Origin of the sequence: Ramlibacter sp. (assembly GCF_035548915.1) — a bacterium.
GTDB lineage: Bacteria > Pseudomonadota > Gammaproteobacteria > Burkholderiales > Burkholderiaceae_C > Ramlibacter.
Map to the genome: position 1 here is coordinate 1 of NZ_DASZSE010000012.1, position 19329 is coordinate 19329.

17 protein-coding genes are annotated in these 19329 nt (G+C 68.2%); 12 read left to right on the forward strand and 5 right to left on the reverse strand.

The features are described 5' to 3' along the window. Window positions 1–308: 308 nt before the first annotated feature. The 10 genes from upp (at window position 309) to VHA82_RS02965 (ending at window position 10321) form a co-directional block, all read left to right on the forward strand. Window positions 309–938: a uracil phosphoribosyltransferase gene (gene upp / locus VHA82_RS02920; protein ID WP_325540100.1), complete on the forward strand. Its 630-nt coding sequence runs from the start codon at window positions 309–311 to the stop codon at window positions 936–938. Between the two features lie 11 nt (window positions 939–949). Then, a complete protein-coding gene (locus VHA82_RS02925) occupies window positions 950–2125 on the forward strand; it encodes a hypothetical protein (protein WP_325540102.1) in 1176 nt (391 codons plus the stop codon). Then, window positions 2122–3252 (forward strand): HupE/UreJ family protein, encoded by a 1131-nt coding sequence (locus tag VHA82_RS02930; RefSeq protein WP_325540104.1) that lies wholly within the window; start codon window positions 2122–2124, stop codon window positions 3250–3252. The genes VHA82_RS02925 and VHA82_RS02930 overlap by 4 nt, the downstream gene beginning before the upstream one ends. Next, window positions 3252–4205, forward strand: a complete 954-nt coding sequence (locus VHA82_RS02935) for a 5'-methylthioadenosine/S-adenosylhomocysteine nucleosidase (RefSeq protein ID WP_325540106.1) — start codon at window positions 3252–3254, stop codon at window positions 4203–4205. The genes VHA82_RS02930 and VHA82_RS02935 overlap by 1 nt, the downstream gene beginning before the upstream one ends. A gap of 29 nt (window positions 4206–4234) precedes the next feature. Beyond that, window positions 4235–5488 carry an amidohydrolase family protein gene (locus VHA82_RS02940; protein ID WP_325540108.1) on the forward strand — a complete coding sequence of 418 codons (1254 nt, stop codon included), beginning with the start codon at window positions 4235–4237 and terminating at the stop codon, window positions 5486–5488. Between the two features lie 189 nt (window positions 5489–5677). Then, on the forward strand, window positions 5678–6448 hold the full coding sequence (locus tag VHA82_RS02945) for an ABC transporter ATP-binding protein (protein WP_325540110.1): 771 nt from the start codon (window positions 5678–5680) through the stop codon (window positions 6446–6448). After that, window positions 6445–7203 carry an ABC transporter ATP-binding protein gene (locus VHA82_RS02950; protein WP_325540112.1) on the forward strand — a complete coding sequence of 253 codons (759 nt, stop codon included), beginning with the start codon at window positions 6445–6447 and terminating at the stop codon, window positions 7201–7203. The genes VHA82_RS02945 and VHA82_RS02950 overlap by 4 nt, the downstream gene beginning before the upstream one ends. A 7-nt stretch (window positions 7204–7210) precedes the next feature. After that, on the forward strand, window positions 7211–8080 hold the full coding sequence (locus VHA82_RS02955; protein ID WP_325540114.1) for a branched-chain amino acid ABC transporter permease: 870 nt from the start codon (window positions 7211–7213) through the stop codon (window positions 8078–8080). Window position 8081: 1 nt separating this feature from the next. Continuing rightward, on the forward strand, window positions 8082–9119 hold the full coding sequence (locus tag VHA82_RS02960) for a branched-chain amino acid ABC transporter permease (RefSeq protein ID WP_325540116.1): 1038 nt from the start codon (window positions 8082–8084) through the stop codon (window positions 9117–9119). After that, a complete protein-coding gene (locus VHA82_RS02965; protein WP_325540118.1) occupies window positions 9116–10321 on the forward strand; it encodes an ABC transporter substrate-binding protein in 1206 nt (401 codons plus the stop codon). The genes VHA82_RS02960 and VHA82_RS02965 overlap by 4 nt, the downstream gene beginning before the upstream one ends. 53 nt (window positions 10322–10374) lie before the next feature. Here VHA82_RS02965 and VHA82_RS02970 read toward each other — a convergent pair whose 3' ends face one another. From VHA82_RS02970 to VHA82_RS02985, 4 genes are read right to left on the reverse strand one after another with little or no spacing between them, the layout of a single operon-like run. Continuing rightward, window positions 10375–11820, reverse strand: coding sequence for a long-chain fatty acid--CoA ligase (locus VHA82_RS02970; protein WP_325540120.1), 1446 nt, complete (start codon window positions 11818–11820; stop codon window positions 10375–10377). A gap of 6 nt (window positions 11821–11826) precedes the next feature. Continuing rightward, window positions 11827–13347, reverse strand: coding sequence for a Fic family protein (locus VHA82_RS02975; protein WP_325540122.1), 1521 nt, complete (start codon window positions 13345–13347; stop codon window positions 11827–11829). 58 nt (window positions 13348–13405) lie between these two features. Then, entirely contained in the window at window positions 13406–15019 is a 1614-nt protein-coding gene (gene treF / locus VHA82_RS02980; RefSeq protein WP_325540124.1) for an alpha,alpha-trehalase TreF, read from the reverse strand. A gap of 60 nt (window positions 15020–15079) precedes the next feature. Further along, window positions 15080–16519 carry a class I adenylate-forming enzyme family protein gene (locus VHA82_RS02985; RefSeq protein ID WP_325540125.1) on the reverse strand — a complete coding sequence of 480 codons (1440 nt, stop codon included), beginning with the start codon at window positions 16517–16519 and terminating at the stop codon, window positions 15080–15082. 65 nt (window positions 16520–16584) lie between these two features. Between VHA82_RS02985 and VHA82_RS02990 the strand changes: the two genes are divergently transcribed. Both VHA82_RS02990 and VHA82_RS02995 read left to right on the forward strand, forming a co-directional pair. Further along, the gene (locus tag VHA82_RS02990) at window positions 16585–17541 is read left to right on the forward strand and encodes a hypothetical protein (RefSeq protein WP_325540127.1); all 957 of its coding nucleotides are present in this window, start codon (window positions 16585–16587) and stop codon (window positions 17539–17541) included. Window positions 17542–17552: 11 nt separating this feature from the next. Further along, entirely contained in the window at window positions 17553–18008 is a 456-nt protein-coding gene (locus tag VHA82_RS02995; RefSeq protein WP_325540128.1) for an EVE domain-containing protein, read from the forward strand. Between the two features lie 13 nt (window positions 18009–18021). Here the strand turns inward: VHA82_RS02995 and VHA82_RS03000 are convergent, their stop codons facing one another. After that, window positions 18022–19188, reverse strand: a complete 1167-nt coding sequence (locus VHA82_RS03000; protein WP_414708615.1) for a DUF1501 domain-containing protein — start codon at window positions 19186–19188, stop codon at window positions 18022–18024. Between the last annotated feature and the right edge of the window lie 141 nt (window positions 19189–19329).

The following is a 19329-nucleotide window of genomic DNA, read 5'->3' on the forward strand; positions in this document are numbered from 1 at the left end:
GGGCCGCGAGACCGTTCGGCGACAGGAATCCGGTAGGGCTGCGCGATGAGCGCGGCCCGACGGACGCCGTAGCGCGCGCCGCGGCCCGGCCGCACGCGGCGTTGCCGCGAGGTGGGGGAGAGGTGACTCCGGCAAGTCAACCATTTTCACGAGGAAAGAACAAGGCGCTGGATTCCCGCTTTCGCGGGAATGACGGGTGAGAGAGCGGGACTGACGGGAGAGAGAGCGGGACTGACGGGAGAGAGCGGGACTGACGGGTGAGAGCGGGACTGACCGGTGAGAGCGGGAATGACTGTATAAGTCAGCCCATGAGCAACGTCCACGTCATCGACCATCCCCTCGTCCAGCACAAACTCTCCCTCATGCGCAACAAGGAGGCGAGCACCAACAGCTTCCGGCGGCTTCTGAACGAACTCGCGATGCTCATGATCTACGAAGTCACGCGCGACATGCCCATGCAGGAAGTGGAGATCGAAACCCCGCTCGAGAAAACCCGCACGAAGGTGATCGACGGCAAGAAGCTCGTGTTCGTCTCCATCCTGCGCGCGGGAACAGGCATCCTGGACGGCATGCTCACCGTCGTGCCCGGCGCGCGCGTCGGCCACATCGGCCTCTACCGCGACCCGAAGACGCTCACGGCGGTGGAGTACTACTTCAAGATGCCGCAGAACATGGCCGACCGCGACGTGATCGTCGTCGACCCGATGCTCGCCACAGGCAACTCCGCCATCGCGGCGGTGGACCGGATCAAGGAGATGAATCCCAAGTCCATCAAGTTCGTGTGCCTCCTCACCTGCCCCGAAGGCGTGCGCGCCATGCAAGGGGCGCATCCGGACGTGCCGATCTACACCGCCGCCATCGACCGAGAGCTGAACGACCACGGCTACATCCTGCCCGGCCTCGGCGACGCGGGTGACCGCATCTTCGGGACGAAGTAAAGTTCGCGTCCATGCGAACCGCCACGGGGCTCGTCTGCGCCTTCCTCTTCGCCTGCGCGCACGCGGCACCCTTCACCCCACCCGACGACAGCACCATCGTCGAAAAGCTTCCCGGCGCCACCGACCCCGCGGCCCGCAACGTCGAATCGCTGCGACGCCAGCTCGTCGCGCGCCCCGGCGACACGGCGCTCAGGCTCGAGATCGCACGCCGCTACTTCGACCTCGCGATGGCGCAGGGCGACCCTCGCTACGTCGGCTACGCGTTCGCCGCGATCGGCCCCATCGAGGGCTCGGCGCAAGGCAACGCCCGGTACTGGCTCGTCAAGGGCCTGCTGCAGCAGTACAGCCACGACTTCGCAAGCGCGATGACAAGCCTCGGCAAGGCGAGCGAGCTGGATCCGAACGCGATCGAGCCCATCGCCTGGCGCGCGGCCATCGACATGGTCGAGGCCCGCTACGCCGACGCCGAGAACGAATGCCGCAGGCTGGTCCCCATCGCCCCGGTCCTGCTCGCGCGGAGCTGCGACGCATTCGTGCAGGCCGCGACCGGGCAGCTGCGCCAGGCCTACCAGGGACTGCAGGCCGTCCTCGCCGCCCAATCCGATGCATCGCCGGGCCTCGTGCTGTGGGTGCAGAACCGCCTCGCCGAGATGGCGGCGCGCCTGCAACTCACGGAAGAGGCCGAGCGCCACTATCAGGCGGCGCTGAAGCAGGGCATCACCGACCAGTTCCTGCTCGGCTCCTACGCGGATTTCCTGCTCGCCCAGGGCCGGCCGCGGGAGGTCCTCGGGCTGCTGGACGGATGGGAGCGCTCCGACGTGCTGCTGCTTCGCCTCGCGCTCGCGGGCGAGGCCGCGAAGGATTCGCGCGCGAAGGGGTGGGCGCAGCAGCTCGCCGACCGCTTCTCGGATGCCGCGAAGCGCGGCGACAAGCTGCACGAACAGGAAGCCGCGCGCTTCGCGCTCGACATCGAAGGCGACGCGCACAAGGCGCTCGTGCTCGCGGCGAGCAACTACGCGAAGCAGAAGGAGCCGCGCGACGCCGAGATCCTGATGCGCGCCGCGCTCGCCGCGCACGACGCGAAGGCCGCGCAGCCCGCGCTCGACTGGCTCAGGAAGAGCGGCTACGAGGACCCGGCGCTCGCGAAGCTCGCTGGACAGCTCGCGCAGGCCGGAGCGACGCGATGAGACGCGCGCTGCTCCTCGTGTGGCTCGCCCTCTGCGCCCTGCCCGCCTTCGCCCACAAGCCGAGCGACAGCTATCTCACGCTGCGCGCCGAAGGCCGACGCGTCGCGATCCGCTGGGACATCGCCTTGCGAGACCTCGACTACGTGCTGCAGCTCGATCGCGATGGCAACGGCGACCTCACCTGGGGCGAGGTGCGCACGCGCGCCGGCGAGATCGAGAAATACGCGGCGACTCACCTCGCGGCGTCGAGCGGCGGCCAGGCGTGTCCCATTGCCGAGGCCGCGCCCCTGCAGCTCGATCGCCACAGCGACGGCACGTATGCCGTGCTGTCGCTCGCGGCCGCATGCCAGTCGCTGCAGCAAAGCCTCCACCTGAAGTATTCGCTGCTGTTCGACGTCGACCCCACGCACCGCGGCCTCGTGCAGTGGATCGCGCCGGGCGCTGCGGGCTCGCAGGCGCTCGTCTTCGCCGCCGATTCGGCCGAGCAGGACCTCACGCTCGAAGGCCCGAGCGCGTGGGAGACGCTCAGGCAGTACGTGGTGGAAGGCATCTGGCACATCTGGCTAGGGTACGACCACATCCTCTTCCTGCTGTCGCTGCTGCTGCCGGCGGTGCTCGTGCACGTGCAAAAGCGCTGGGAAGCCGCGCCGAGCCTGCGCAAGTCGCTCTGGGAAGTGCTGAAGGTGGTCACCGCGTTCACGCTCGCGCATTCGATCACGCTCAGCCTGGCCGTGCTCGGCATCGTGAGCCTGCCTTCGCGCTTCGTCGAGTCGACGATCGCGGCGTCGATCATCGTGGCCGCGCTCAACAACCTGCGCGGCACCATCGAAAAGAGGCGCTGGGTGATGGCCTTCGTCTTCGGCCTGATCCACGGCTTCGGCTTCGCTTCGGCGCTCGCCGACCTCGGCTTGCCGCAGGGTGCGCTCGCGCTCGCGCTGGTCGGCTTCAACCTGGGCGTGGAGGTGGGCCAGGCCGCGATCGTGATCGTGTTCGTGCCGATCGCGTTTTCGCTGCGGCGCACCCGGTTGTATCGTCGTGGCGTGCTCACGGTGGGATCCGTCCTGATCTCCATCGTGGCCGCCTACTGGTTCGCGCAGCGCGCGTTCGACTTTCAGGGGCCGTTCTGATGACCATGATCCGCAATCTCCTCGCCTGCATGGGCGTTCTCCTCGCGGCCGGCTGCGCCACCACGCCGTCTTCCGCGCCGTCATTCGCGCCGTCTTCCTCGTCCGCGCCGCAAGCCTCCGAACCCCGGGTCGCGGTGATGTCGGCCTTCGCGCCCGAGCTCGCGCTCTTGCAGGCGAAGGTCGCCGGCGCGCGCAGGCAGACCTTCAACGGCGTCGAATTCACGACAGGCACGCTGGAGGGCAAGCCCGTCGTGCTCTTCCTCTCCGGGATCAGCATGGTGAACGCATCGATGAACACGCAGCTCGCGCTGGATCGCTTCCACGTGACCCACATCGTCTTCACCGGCATCGCGGGCGGCGTCGATCCGAACCTTCGCATCGGCGACGTGGTCGTGGCCGACCAGTGGTCCGAGTACCTGGAAGCGCTCTTCGCGCGCGAGGTCGCGCCGGGCCGCTTCGTGCCGCCCAGCCACCAGACCGACGTGAAGCTGCCGAACTTCGGGATGATCCATCCCCGTCCGGTCGAGGTGCGGTCCACGGGGCACGCCGATGCCGAAAAGAAAGTCTGGTTCGACGTGGACCCGCAGCTGATCGCCGTGGCGCGCCGCGCCGTGGCCGCCGTGAAACTCGAACGGTGCGACGCCGAGCGCCAGTGCCTCGAACACCAGCCGAGCGTCGTGGTGGGCGGCCACGGCGTTTCCGGCCAGGCGTTCGTCGACAACGCGGCGTTTCGCGAATACACGTTCCGCACTTTCCACGCGAGCGTGCTCGACATGGAAAGCGCGGCGGTCGCGCACGTGGCCTACTCGAACGGCGTGCCCTTCATCGCGTTCCGGTCGCTCAGCGACCTGGCCGGCGGCGGCGAAGGCGAAAATCAGATCAAGACCTTCTTCCGCGTGGCAGCCGACAATTCGGCGCGCGTGCTGCTCGCATTTCTTGCGGCCTGGAAGTAAGGCGACGCTTCGGCAAGAAATCGCAGGCCATGCTCGATCTGCTCGTCACCCACGCAACGCTTCCGGACGGCCGAAGCGACATGTCGGTCGCGGTTCAGGGCGGCAGGATCATCGACGTGACCGCGGGCCCCGCCGCGCAGGCGCAGGCACAGGCGCACGCGACGTTCGATGCCCAGGGCCAGCTCCTTGCCCCGCACTTCTGCGACGCGCACTTCCACATGGATTCCACGCTCACGTACGGCCAGCCGCGCGTGAACGCGAGCGGCACGCTGCTCGAAGGCATCCAGCTCTGGGGCGAACTCAAGCGCACACTGAAGCAGGAAGACATCGTCCGCCGGGCGCTCGCGTATTGCGAATGGGCCGCGGCCAAAGGCCTGCTCGCGATCCGCAGCCACGTGGACACGAGCGATCCGACGCTCATGGCCGTGGAAGCGCTGCTGGAAGTGAAGCGGCAGGTCGCCGCCTACATCGACCTGCAGCTCGTCGCCTTTCCGCAAGACGGCGTGCTGCGCACGCCCGGCGGCGTCGACAGCCTGAAGCGCGCCCTCGACATGGGCGTGGACGCGGTGGGCGGCATTCCGCATTTCGAGCGCACGATGAGCGAAGGCGCAGCGAGCGTGAAGCTGCTGTGCGAAATCGCGGCCGAGCGCGGCAAGGCGGTGGACATGCATTGCGACGAGACGGACGATCCAATGTCGCGGCACATCGAAACGCTCGCGCTGCAGGCGCAGCGCCTCGGCCTGCAGGGCCGCGCGACCGGCAGCCACTGCACTTCCATGCACAGCATGGACAACAGCTACGTGAGCAAGCTGATCCCGCTCATCGCCGAAAGCGGCGTGGGCATCGTCGCCAATCCGCTCATCAACATCACGCTGCAGGGGCGGCACGACACGTACCCGAAGCGCCGCGGCATGACGCGCGCGCCGGAGCTGATGGCAGGCGGCGTGACGGTCGCCTTCGGCCACGACTGCGTGATGGACCCGTGGTATGCGCTCGGCAGCGCCGACATGATCGAAGTCGCGCACATGGGCCTGCACGTGACGCAGATGACGAGCGCGGCCGGCATGAAAGCGTGCTTCGACGCGGTGACGACGAATGCGGCGCAGATCATGGGCCTGCGGGACTACGGCATTGCGGCGGGATGCGACGCGAGCTTCGTGCTGCTGCAAGCGCAAGACGTCGTCGAGGCGATCCGGCTGCGGGCGACGCGGCTGAAGGTGTGGAAGCGGGGAACGCTCATCGCGCAGACGCCGGCGGTTCGGCCTGTGTTGAACCTGCCCTGAAAGACGGCCCACGGCAGGTCGCCCTTCGGCGCGCTACTCATCCGCGCGCGAGTTCGGCACGCTCCCCGCCGAGCCGCTCGCCATCGAGGTATCGCGCCAGCGCGTCGAGATCCGTCTTGCGCACGCCGGCCCGGCCACAGGGGTTTCCACCCTTGGCGCAAGGCCCTCGCGGGCCACATAAAGCAAGCCATGCCGACAGCGCTGCTCGAGGTCTCCGGCGTCACCGTCCGCTTCGGCGGCATCACCGCGCTCGACCGCATCTCGTTCGACGTGATGTCCGGCAGCATCGCCGGCCTGATCGGGCCCAACGGAGCTGGCAAGACCACGCTCTTCAATTGCCTGTCGCGCCTCTACACCTTCAGCGAAGGCACGATCCGCTTCGAAGGTGCGTTGCTCACCGATTTTGCGGCGCACAAGATCGCGGCGCTCGGCATCGGCCGCACCTTCCAGAACCTCGCCCTCTTTCGCACGATGTCCGTGCTGGACAACGTCATGGTCGGCGGACACTGCCAGACCCGCACCGGCTTTCTCTCCAACGCGCTGCGGCTGCCCTGGGTGCGGCGCGAGGAGCGCGACTTGCGCGAGCGCGCCACGGAAGCGATCGGCCTGCTCGACCTGCAAAGCGTCGCCCACCGGCCGGTTTCCGATCTGCCCTTCGGCACGCAGAAGCGGGTGGAGCTCGCGCGCGCGCTCCTTTCCCGGCCGAAGCTGCTGCTGCTCGACGAACCCGCCTCGGGCCTGAACCACGAAGAGGTCGACACGCTGCGCCAGCTTCTGTCGCGCATCCGGCACGAACTGAAGCTCACGATCCTGCTCGTGGAACACCACATGAACCTCGTGATGCGCGTCTCCGACCAGGTCGTGGCGCTCGATTTCGGCCGCAAGATCGCCGACGGCACGCCCGCGCAGGTGCAGGCGAATCCCGACGTGATCCGGGCTTACCTGGGGGACGCCGCGTGAGCGCCGGCCGGCCGCTCGATGGCGCGGATGCCGCAAGCCCCGCGCAGCCGCTGCTCGCGGTGCGCAAGCTCCACGCGCAGTACGGCGCGACGCGCGTGCTCCACGGCATCGACTTCGAGGTGCGGCCGCGCGGCATCACGACCGTGCTCGGCGCCAACGGAGCGGGCAAGACCACGACCTTGCGCGCCGTCTGCGGCATGGTGAGGACGCAAGGCGAAATCCTGCTCGCGGGCGACCGCATCGACGGCAAGGCCACCGAGGACATCGTGCGCCGGGGCGTCGCGCACGTGCCCGACGGCCGCGGCACGTTCTCGCACCTCACGACGGAGGAAAACCTGCGCATGGGCGCCTACACGCGCCGCGACAAGAACGAAGTGCAGGCCGACTACGAGCGCATGTACGCCTGGTTCCCGCGCCTGAAGGAGCGGCGCAGGCAACAGGCCGGCACGCTTTCCGGCGGCGAGCAGCAGATGCTCGCGATCGCCCGCGCACTGATGCTGCGCCCGCGCCTGCTGCTGCTCGACGAGCCGTCGTTCGGCCTTGCGCCGCTCATCGTGCGGGAGCTCTTCGACATCCTCGGCGAGATCAACGCGGCCGCGGGCACGAGCATCCTGCTCGTGGAGCAGAACGCGTCGCTCGCGCTGCGTCTGGCCGATCACGCCTACCTGCTGGAGACGGGGCGCGTCGTGATGTCGGGCCCCGCCGAGCGCATCCGTGACGACGAGGCGGTGCGCCGCTCGTACCTGGGCTACTAGGCCAACCATGGACTTGCTGCTGCACCAGATCGTCTCCGGCCTTGCGACGGGCGGCATCTATGCGAGCGTCGCGCTCGCGCTCGTGATGATCTACCAGGCCACGCACCTCGTGAACTTCGCGCAGGGCGAGATCGCGATGTTCGCGACCTACATCTGCTGGTCGCTGATCCAGGCCGGGCTGCCGTACTGGGCGGCGTTCTTCCTCACGGTGCTCATCGCCTTCGCGGGCGGCGTGCTGATCCAGCGCGTGATCATGCGGCCGGTGGAAAACGCTCCGGTGCTCTCGGTCGTGATCGTCTTCATCGGCCTGCTCGTGATCTTCAACAGCGTCGCGGGGTGGATCTACTCGTACACGATCAAGCCCTTTCCGAGCCCGTTTCCGGAGCGGGCGCTCTTCGACAACAGCTACATCGGCCCGCACGAGCTCGGAGCGATGATGGTCACGCTCGTCGTGCTCGCGCTCGTGTTCGCATTCTTCCGCTTCACGCCGCTCGGTCTTGCCATGCGCGCCGCCGCGCAGAACCCCGTGTCGAGCCGTCTCGTCGGCGTGCGCGTGAGCTGGATGCTCGCGCTCGGCTGGGGACTCGCGTCGGCGATCGGCTCGATCGCGGGCATGATGGTCGCGCCGATCGTCTATCTGGAGCCCAACATGATGGGCGGCATCCTGCTCTATGCGTTCGCGGGCGCCCTCCTGGGCGGCATCGACAACCCCTGGGGCGCGGTCGTCGGCGGCTTCCTCGTGGGTGTGATCGAAAACGTGGTGGGCGTCTATCTCGGCACGGAGCTCAAGTTCACGGCGGCGCTCGTGATCATCGTGACCGTGCTGGTCGCCAAACCCTCGGGCCTCTTCGGGCGGCCGCACGTGGCGCGGGTGTGAGATGAGCTTCGCGCGCACCCTGAACACGACGCAGATGGCGGGCCTGGCCGCGCTCTTCGCGATCGCGTGCACGGTGCCGTTCATGTTCGGCAGCTACACGGTCTTCCAGCTCACGCTGGCGATGACTTATGCGATCGCGCTGCTCGGCCTGAACATGCTCACCGGCTACAACGGGCAGATCTCGCTCGGGCACGGCGCGTTCTTCGCGATCGGTGCGTACACCGCCGCGATCCTCATGGACAAGGCGAACTGGCCGTACTGGGCGACGATCCCGGCCGCGGGCATCGTCTGCCTCGTGGCGGGCTTTCTCTTCGGGCTGCCCGCGCTCAGGCTGGAGGGACTCTATCTCGCGGTCGCGACGCTCGCGCTCGGCACCGCCATGCCGCAGATCCTGAAGCACAAGGCGCTCGAACACTGGACGGGCGGCTCGATGGGGATCGTGATCGTCAAGCCCGATGCGCCGCAGTGGACCGGGCTCGACCAGGACCAGTGGCTCTACTTCTTCACGCTCTTTTGGGTGGTGCTGCTCTTCTTCGCGGGCTGGAACCTGCTGCGCGGGCGCGTCGGACGCGCGCTCGTGGCGATCCGGGACCACCCGGTCGCCGCGCAGGCGATGGGCATCGACACGGCACTCTACAAGTCGCTCACCTTCGGCGTCTCCGCGCTCTATACCGGCGTCGCGGGCGCGCTCGCGGCGATCGGCGTGCAGTTCGCCTCGCCCGACTCGTTCACGATCTTCCTGTCGCTCTCGCTGCTCATCGGCGTCGTCGTGGGCGGGCTCGCCTCGATCTCGGGCGCGTTCTACGGAGCGCTTTTCATCCAGTTCACGCCGAACATCGCCGACAGCATCTCCAAGGCCGCGCCGTGGGCGATCTACGGCATCTTTCTGATCGCATTCATGTACCTCATGCCAACGGGCGTCGCCGGCTTGATCCGCTTCGTGCGGGCGCGCCTTTCGGCCAGACGGAAAGCCGCGCCGCCAGGCGCGGCATCCAGCGACGAAGTGCAACTGCCACTCACAGGAAAGGAAGCCAGATGAACACGAATCGACGCAGGACCCTCGCGATCGGCACCGCCGCCGTCGCCGCGCCTTATCTGAACACGGTGTTCGCGCAGGCGAAAAAGGAAGTGAAGCTCGGCCAGACCATGCCCTACAGCGGACCGGCTTCCGCGTACGGGACGATCGGCAAGCTGCACCAGGCCTTCTTCGCCAAGGTGAACGCCGATGGAGGCGTGAACGGAACGAAGATCGATCTCGTCTCGCTGGACGACGGCTACAGCCCGCCCAAGACGGTGGAGCAGGTGCGCCGCCTCGTCGAGCAGGAGAATGTCGATGCGCTCTTCCAGACGCTCGGCACGCCCTCGAACAGCGCGATTCACAAGTACGTCAATGCGAAGAAAATGCCGCATCTCTTCGTGGCCACCGGCGCCACGAAATGGAACGACCCGAAGAACTATCCGTGGACCTTCGGCTTCAACCTGAGCTACCAGACCGAAGGCGAGATCTACGCGAAGTACATCCTGAAGACGAAGCCCAATGCGAAGATCGCGATCCTCTACCAGAACGACGACTACGGCAAAGACCTGCTCGCCGGCATCGAGCACGTTCTGTCCGGCGACAAGGCGAAGATGATCGTCGCGAAGGCCACGTACGAGGTGACGGACGCCACGGTGGATTCGCAAATCCTCACGCTGAAGGCCTCGGGCGCGGACACGATGATCAACATCTGCACGCCGAAATTCAGCGCGCAGGCGATCCGCCGCGTGTTCGATTCGGGCTGGAGGCCGCCGCTGCACATCGTGAACAACGTGGGCGCCTCCGTCGGCTCGGTGCTCACGCCCGCGGGGCTCGACAAGAGCAGCGGGGTCATCACGGTGCAGTACTACAAGGACGAATCCGACCCCGTGTGGAAGGACGACGCCGCGATGCTCGAATGGCGCGGCTTCATGGGCAGGTACTACAAGGACGGCAACGTGCTCGATGCGAGCAACGTGTACGCGTACATCACGGCCAACCTGATGCTGCAGACGCTCAAGCAGTGCAACGGCAACTACGGCCGCGACAACATCAGGAAGCAGGCCGAGAGCATCCGCGGCTGGAAGCACGGCCTGCTGCTGCCCGGGATCGTCGCGAACACGTCGCCCACCGACCACTCGCCGATCGACCAGGCGCAGCTGTCGAAGTTCGACGGGAAGAAGTGGGTGCTGTTCGGCGAGGTGCTGGGCGGCGGGGCGGCCTGAGGCGCACACGCCGGGAATCCATCCGCTCGGCGCGTCCCGGCCACGCGCCGCCCCTACTGCGACGGCCCCATCTTCGCCTTGCGAATCCGGCCGTCGACGAATTGCTGGCGCATCTGCGCACGCATCGGCTTGCCCATCGCGTTGCGCGGAATCTCCTCCAGCCGAACGTACGCGCCGGGGATCACGGACCGCGAGAGCCGCGCGCGCAAGGCCTGCGTGAGGGCTTCGAGGTCCGCTTCTTCGTCCGCGACGACCGCCGCGACCACGGCGTCCGAGGCGGACGAAGGCACCGCGAACACCGCCGCGTCGTGGACGCCGGGGAACTCGAGGATGGCCTGGTCGATCATGACCGGATCGACCTTCACGCCGCCCACGTTGATCACTTCCGATTCGCGCCCCGCGAGCACGAGCAGGCCATCGGGGCGCAGCACGCCGAGATCGCCGGAATGAAACCAGCCCTCGCGAAAGGCCACGGCGCTCGCCTGCGGCTCCTCGAGATAGGCCGTCGCCATGAAGGGCGTGCGCGCCCGCACGAGACCCACCTCGCCTGTGGGCAGCGGGCGTCCATCGGCATCCACGATTTCCAGTTCGGCATCGGGCACCCGGTAGCCCGCGACCCGCTCGGGCCGTGAAGAGGCAAGCCGGCACGCGCAGAGCCGTCCGGTTTCCGTGGAACCGTAGTCGTTGAAGATCGTGCGGGCGAGTTGCCGCTCGATCCTTGCGAGCAGCGGCCTCGGCGTTCCCGCGCCCGCGAGACGCACGCATTGGAGCGGCGGCACGCTCGCGCTCGATGCGGCCATCTCGTCCATCAGCGCCGAGACGGCGGGCGGCGATGCATAGACGACGCGCACGTGGCCCTGCTCGATGAGCGCGAGCGCTTCCTTGTGCGTCGCAACCACGATCACCGGCTTGCCCGCGATCAGGCTCGAATAGCTCGCGCGAAAATCGGCGGCCGTGTCGTGACCGATCAGGCTGAGCGCGCCCGCGGCGCCCGGCAACGCGACATCGATGGCCGACCAGTGCAGCAATTGCGCGAGCGTGTGGGGGACCCCGCGAGGACGGCCTGTCGTGCCGCTCGTGAACGAGATGCGTGCCACCGCTGCGTTGTCGGCGAAGCGGCGCGGCTCGATGACTTCATCGCCGTCGCGCCGATGCTCGATCGCGATCACGTTGTCGCCGGCAGGAACCGGACCCTTGCCGTCCACCACCAGCCAGCCGTAGCCGAAGCCGGCCGTCCACGCCTTCGAGGCGCCATGCGAGCAACCGATCGCGGCTTCGTGAAAGAGCGCGAGCGTCACGATCCAGTTGAGCGCCTTGTCCTGCACGCTGTTGACGACCACCTGCCCGGGCTGCACGCCGCGCCGGCGCAACTGCCGCGCGACGCGCTTCACGAGCACCAGCAGCTGGCCGAACGTGACGCGGCGCGCCGGCCGCAGGATCGCGAGGGCGGAGGGGTCCAGGCGAGCCTGGTGCAGGAGGAAGTCCCAAGGCGATGTCATGGCGTCTCAGGCTGCATGCGCAGCCGCAGGTGGCAACCGGGCCGGCATGAGGAGCTTGAACTGGACGGCCGAGCGCTCGAACGCGTTGCAGCCCTTCATGTCTTCGATCGCCCGGTCGAGGTCCTCGTAGTCGAATGCGGCCGTCCATTCGTGGATTCGCTGCATGGCGGCAATGAAGGGGCCCGCGTCGCCGCTTCGTGTGAGGCTGCGCAGGCAGTCGAGATACTCTTCGCGAAAAAGAGTAGGCACGATGATGCGGCAGCTGCCGGCCACCGACAGCTCGGCGTTCATGACCAATCGTGCCAGCCTGCCGTTGCCGTCGTTGAAGGGATGGACTTCGGACACCAGGAACATGGCGAACAGCGCGCGGCCGGTGCCCTCGGGCACGCTGGGCAGCAGTCTCGAGCCCTCGACCAGCGTGCCGCGCACAAGGCGCGGATGGACGAATTCCGAGTTCCCCGCGCGGTTCGCCTTCGTCTTGAAGTGCCCGGCATCGACCTCCGGCCGCTCGCGCATCTGGTCCGCATGCCGCTCGCGCAGTTGCTGCAGGATGGATTCGCCGACGGCGAGCGTCTGGTTCGCCCATCCCGGGTTCGAGGCTTGCCGGAACACGCCCAGCACATCGTGCGAGTCCTTCGGCCGCTCGGTGACGGGCTTGCCTTCCAGCACGAAGCCGCGAGCCTCGGAAATCTCGAACTCCGTGCCTTCGATGAAATTGCTGAAATAGGACTCGAGAAACGCGAAGTTCCTGCGCCCGTGCTCGCTCTTCACGACGGACGCGGGCTGCTTCAAGGGTCTGGCACGCAACTGTGCCGCCAGATGCTCGAAAAGAGCGAGCCGCTTCGAGTCGTAGGGCATCGCCGCGGCAAGACCCTGGCCCTGCCGCGTGACCATGGGAGTCCGGCGGGTCCCCAGGATGCCACCGATCGTTGCGTCGAGGATCCCGAACTCCCGCTGCAAGCCCAGAACGGGCGCAAGAGCACGCGCCTCCTGCCTGAGCCCGTTCAGCGCATCCTCGCCTCGCGCTTCGCAGATGTCGACAAGCCTGCGCTCGACTGCTTCGCGCCCGGCAGACCTTGCTCGAATGCCGCGGCTGGGCGTGAGGTTCTCCAGCAGGACGCGGGCCTGCGAAGGGAAGAACAGGTTGCGCCCCATCATGGGAGCATCCCCCGCCGCGGCGGGCGGGCCGACATGCGTCTGCACCGTGAGGCCTGGCAATTCGACCTTTCGCCGCCACGTGTGGGTCAGGTGGAAAACGCCGTCCACCGGCACGCCGCCGGCCAATGCACTCTTGAAACCCACCACCGCGCCAGGAAAGAGAGCTGCCAGAATACGAATGCGATTGGCCGCCACGAGGTGCGGCCACTCTTCTTTCGGACGGTTCGTGACGATGCCCGCGTGAATGCGCTGCAGCGAACCCTCCTTCAGCCGACGCTGAATGGCGCGCACCTCGGCGGCAGCGAGCTCGCTGTAGAGGACAAGCGTGTCGTCGCCTGTCGTCTTTTGCTGCATCGAGCGGCTCGCCATGGGCGGAATTGTCGCTCAATACTTCATCGAACCCTCGGATTTGTCGCGAATCACTGCATCAACGTCCGGAACGACCTGCGCGGTTCACTGCCTCTTCGTGCAGCCACCGCCGTGTCACGCCATTGGTCCAGCCGAAGCCGTCCTGCAGCGGGTACTCCCCGCCGCCGCCGCCCTGGGCGGGCTCGGCCACGTCGGCGCGGATCGCATACTTCTCCACGAGCCGGCCCTCGCGCCGATAGACTTCCGCCACCGTCGCGAGCCAGCGCGTGCGGATCTGCGCGGCCTCCTTCGCATGCCCGTAGCGATCGAATCCCTCCGCGGCCATCCACTGCAGCGGCGCCCAGCCGTTCGGCCGATCCCACTGCTGGCCGGTCCACACTTCCGTCGTGCCGAAGCCGCCGGGCGCAAGCAGCCGCGGGCAGATCGCCTGAACGACGGCGTCCGCTTGCGCCCGCGTGGCGATGCCGCAGAAGAGGGGCACGACCGCCGCGGCCGTGACGGCACGCCGGCGTCGCTCGCCCCGCCAGTCGTAATCGACGAAAACGCGCGCGCCCGGGTCCCAGAACACACGGTCGATCGCCTCGGCCCGCTTTTGCGCGCGCTTCGCGAACGCGTCCGACGCGGCCGCATCGCCGGTTGCGTGCGCGAGTTGCGAAATCGTGATTTCCAGTTCGTGCAGCAGACAGTTGAGGTCCACGGGCAGGATGTCGGTCGTGCAGATCGTGGCGAGCGAGGTACGCGCGAGGCCCTGCGGCGTCTCGCCAAGCCAGCGGCTGCTGAAGTCCCAGCCCGATTCGGCGGCCGCCCGGATGTCGCGATAGACGTCCTGCGGTGCCCGGGACGACTGCGAGGCGGTGGCAACGTCGGTGCGCCACATCTCCTCGCGCGGTGTGCAGCGGTCATCCCAGTAGCGATTGAGTACCGCTCCGTCGGCAAGCATTACCGAGCGCCGATGCGCGGCACCGGGTCGAAGCGCGTCTTCGCCGTCCATCCAGAACGCGTGCTCGCGCCTCAGCTGCGGCAGGTACTCGACTGCGGCCTGACCGCCGCGGTGTTCGCACAGGCGCGTCATGAGCGCGAAGACCGGCGGCTGCGAGCGGCTCAGGTAGTAAGTGCGAGTCCCATCGGGCACGTGGCCATAAGTCTCGATGAGGTAGGCGAAGTTGTCCGTCATCGAATGCACGAGCGCCGGCAGGCCGCTTTCGGCAAGGCCGAGCATCGTGAAGTACGAATCCCAGTAGTAGAGCTCGCCGAAACGACCCCCCGGTACCACGTACGGATGAGGCAGCTGCAGCATCGAGCCGCATTGCGGATGCTCCTGCGGATGCCGCGTGAGAAAGCGCCACAGCGCGTCGATGTGCTCGACAAGCGTCTGCCCCGGCACGGCGACGAAGCCGCTTTGCGCTGTCCGGGGCGGCACGAAATGCATTCGCACGAATGCGCCCAGGTCGAATCCCGCCCGGTCGACCTGCGCGCGGTACGCGGCCACGATCTCTTCGGGTGCGTGCTTCGGCGCGCAATCCACGAAGGTCTTGGAGTCCGTGAAGATCGCGGCGCGCTGCACCGCGACGAAGAGTTCCTGGTAGCGGTCCGCCGGCGTCTGCTCGTCGGCGGGGGGGGACTTCGCGGCGCGTGCCGCGCGGACTTCGGGTCGCGGATCGGGCAGGAGCATCTCCCGAAGCGTACACGCGCTCGATGCTTCGCGTGGGGCTCCGGCCCCCCCCGATCTCGGCTATTGCCTGCGCATGGCCGCCACGTAACGCTCGCGCATTTCGTTTCGCATGACCTTGCCCATCCCGTTGCGCAGGATTTCCTCGATGCGCCAGATCGCGAGCTGCGCGGGGTTCAGCTGGAACTTGCCGCTCACGCGCTCACGGATCGCCCGGGCGTCGAGCTCGCCCGCAGCGACGAGCGACAGCACCGCGAGCTGAACGCCCGAGGCCGCGGTCACGGCGAACACCGCGGCGTCGCGCACGTCGCCGGCTTCGAGGAGGAATTGCTCCATCTGCACCGGATCGAACTTCACCCCGCCGAGATTGAGGACTTCCGTGTCGCGGCCGGCGAGCACCAGCAGGCCGTCCGCGCGCAGCACGCCGCGGTCGCCCGGATAGAACCAGCCTTCGCGGAACGCGCTGGCCGACGCCTGCGGATCCTCGACGTAGCCCGAGGCCATGTAGGGCGTCTTCGTGCGCACGGTGCCTTCCTCGCCCGGTGCGAGGACGCGCCCGTCGTCGTCGACCACCTCGACCTGCGCATGCGGCGCGACGTAGCCCGCCGCCGACGCGTCGGTGGCGGCGGTGAGCCGGCAGGAGCAGACGCCGCCGGTCTCGGTGGCGCCGTAGAGATTCACGACGTGGGGCGCGATGAGCCGCTGGATGCGCGCGAGCAGCGGCTTGGGTGTCGCGGCGCCGGCGAGGCGCATCCATTCGAGCGCGGGCACCTGCGTGCCCGACGCTTCCAGCTCGTCCAGCAGCTGCGCGACCATCGTGGGCGAACCGGTGAGGCTGCGAACGCCGCCCTCGCGCAGCGACTGGACGACCTCCTTTTTCGTCGTGGCGACGAGCAGCGGCGTGCCGGCGAAGACGCTCATGAGGCTCGACCTGAAATCCGCGGCCGTATTGGAGCCGAGCATGCAAAGCGCGCCGATCGCGCCGGGCGTGGCGAGCGCGGTCTCCGTCCGCTGCGCGAGCTGTGCGAGCGTGCTGGGCACGCCGCGGGCGCGCCCCGACGTGCCGCTCGTGAGCGAGATGCGCGCGACCGCATCCTCCGACGCGTAGTGCCTGCGGGGCAGGCGCGGCATCTCTTCGGACAGGGGCATCCTCCGCTCGATCACGATCACGTTGCCGCCGGGCGGCGAGGAGGCACCGGAATCGTCCACGACGATCCAGTCGTAGCCGAAGGGCGCGGTCCACGGCTTGTAGCGCCCATAGGAGCAGCTCACGGCCGCTTCGTGGAAGATGGCGAGCGTCACGATCCAGTCGAGCGACTTGTCGGCGATCGCGGTGACCACGACCTGGCCCGGCCGGACGCCCGCACTGCGCAGGATGCGCGCGACACGCTTCACCCGCAGCAGCAGCTCGGCGAAAGAGATCTGCCCGCTCGGACGGCGCAAGGCGATGGCCGCGGGGTCGAGCCGGAAGCGATACAGCAGAAAATCGTAGGGCGTGCGCATCTTTCGCATGGTAGCGGCCGAAGCTTCGAAGACGGGACGCGCGCGGCAGTGGTCTAATTCCGCCCGTGGATTTCCGCGCCCTCGTGCGCATCGCGCACCATCGCCGCGCTCTGCTGCGGCACGACCGCTGGACCCGTGAGCAGCTCATCTCGCATCAGTCGCGCGAGCTCGCGTCGCTGCGCGAGTTCGCCTGCCTGAAGTCGGCGTTCTACTACCGCTTCCACGAAGGCCGCGCGGACTGCCCGCTCGAGGAGCTGCCGGTGCTCGCGCGGGAGGAGTTCGAGCGCGGCGCGCTCGACATCGAGACCGACCGCTCGGCCACGGCCCGCGTGTCGCACGCGGTCGAAGCGGCCGTCGCCGCGGCCTCACGAGAACGCGTGCTCGCCTGGGCCGGACTCGCGCCGGGGTTCGCCCAGTGGTTCGATCCCGTGCGGTCCACCGTGTACGGAGCGCCCGCGGCGGGGCCGTACGGCGGTCCCTATTCGGCCTCGCCGCGCATGCGATTTCGCCATCTCGATGCGGCCCGGCCCGCGGCCGATCTGTCGCGGGAACTGAACGACTGGCAGCCGGCATTCATCCGCACGACCGCCGACCGAGCGCTGGCGCTCGCGCGCGAACAGCTCGATGGGGCGCTGCGCATCACCCCGGCGATCGTCTCCCTCGAAGGCGCGCTGCTCACGCCCGAGACGCGCTGGATCATCGAGGAAGCCTGGGGCACCGCCGTGTTCGATGCCTACACGGCCGATGGCTTGGGCGTGCTGGCCGCCGAATGCGCGGAGCATCGCGGACTGCACCTCTGCGAGGACCTGAACGTGATCGAAATCGTGGATGCCGAGGGCCACGCCGTCGCGCCCGGCGTGTTCGGCGAACGCGTGCTCGTGACGTCGCTCTATCGCCGCGCGCGGCCGCTCATCCGCTACGAGTTGCGCGACCGCGTGCGCCTCGCGGCGCGCGCGTGTCCGTGCGGGCGGCCGTTCCGTCTGATCGACGGGCTCGAGCCGGGACCGCGTGGAGCGCGCTAGACTCGGCAACCATGGCGAACTACTGGCTGATGAAGTCCGAACCGGACGAAGTGTCGGTGGACGATGCGCTCGCCGCGCCGCGTTCGACCGTGCCGTGGACGGGCGTGCGCAACTACCAGGCGCGCAACTACATGCGCGACCAGATGCGCGTGGGCGACGGTGTGCTCTTCTACCATTCCAGCTGCGAGGAGCCGGGCATCGTCGGCATCGCGAAAGTGGCTTCCACGCCCTACCCCGACCCGACGCAGTTCGACCGGAAGTCGAAGTACTACGACGCGAAGGCAACGAAGGAAGAGCCGCGCTGGATGCTGGTGGACGTGAAGGTGGAAAAGAAGATCCCCAACATCACGCTCACCGAATTGCGCTCGCGTCCCGAGCTCGCGGACATGATTGTGCTCAAGCGCGGCAACCGGCTGTCGATCACGCCGGTGGAGGCGAAGCACTGGAAGGCGATCGTCGGAAAGTAGGCATGCGCGGCGATCACGCGCGCAAGAGCCTCGGCATCGCCTGCGAGAGCCGCCCTTGCGGAAAGAGCGTCCGCGCCACTCTTTCGCGATCGAGCGCGAAGCATTCCGCGGCAACGGACGCGATCAGCGCATCGAGCCCCGTGGTCGGCTTCAGGTCGCGCCCTTCGTGGAGCGCCGCGCGTTGCAGCCCCGGCCAGTCCGCGATCACGCGACCGCCTTGCAACGCGCCACCCGCGAGCAGCGCCGCGGATGCGGTCCCATGGTCCGTGCCACCCGTGCCGTTCGCCGCGGCCGTGCGGCCGAACTCGGTCGCGACCAGCACGACCGTGTCACGCCACGCCGCGCCGAGGCCATCGCGCATCGCCGCGATCGTCGCGTCGAGCCCGCGCAACTGCGCGGCAAGGCGCGCGCGCTGCGCCGAATGCGTGTCCCAGCCCTGCGTTTCGATCATCGCGATGCGCGGCCCCTGAGGTTGCGAGAGAAATCTCGCGGCCATGCGGCCGAGCGCCGCGGGGTCCTGCTGCCTGCGTCCGGTCGCCGACTCGCCACCCATGCCGCGCGCATCGAGCGCGGCCGACCAGAGCGCGTGAAGCTGCGCATCGCTCGCGTAGAGACGCTCGACCTGCCGCAGAAGCTCGTCGCGCGCTTCGGGCAGTGCCGAAGGCGCATACGACTCCACTTGCGCCGCGCCGCGCAGCGCCATCGGAATGGTGGGGGCGAGCGCGATCGCATCGCCCTTGTGCCGAGGCAGCAGGCCCACAAGGCGATTCATCCAGCCGTCCTTCAGCTGGTAGGCCGACTCGCCGCCTGTTTCGAGCACGTTCTGTCCATCGAAATGCGAGCGGTCGCGGTAAGGCGACGCGACGGCATGCACGAAGAGCGCCTCCTTCGCCGCGTACAGCTTCGCGAGCTCGGCGAGCGAGGGATGCAGCGCGAAGGTGCCGTCGAGTTTCGCGGCCGCCGATGCATCGACGGCGATCGCGCCCCGAAGCTGCGCATACGCGGGGTCCGCATACGGCACGACGATGTCGAGCCCATCGGCCGCGCCGCGCTGCAGGATGAAGACGAAGCGGCGCTCGGTGGCTGCCTGCGCGAACAGGATGCGCGGCGCGCCGAATGCGAGCGCCGCGCAGGTGCCGGCACGCAGGAAGCCACGGCGGTCCATCGTTGCCATGGTCATCTTCATCTCCTCAGGAATTCGGGCGACACGAGCAGCAGCGCGAGACCCGTCGCGGGACTCTCCGCGCGCTCGATCGCCTGCGACGTCGCTTCGGACAGCTCGCCCGGCAGCAGCCTCGCCGCGAGCACGCGCGCATCGACC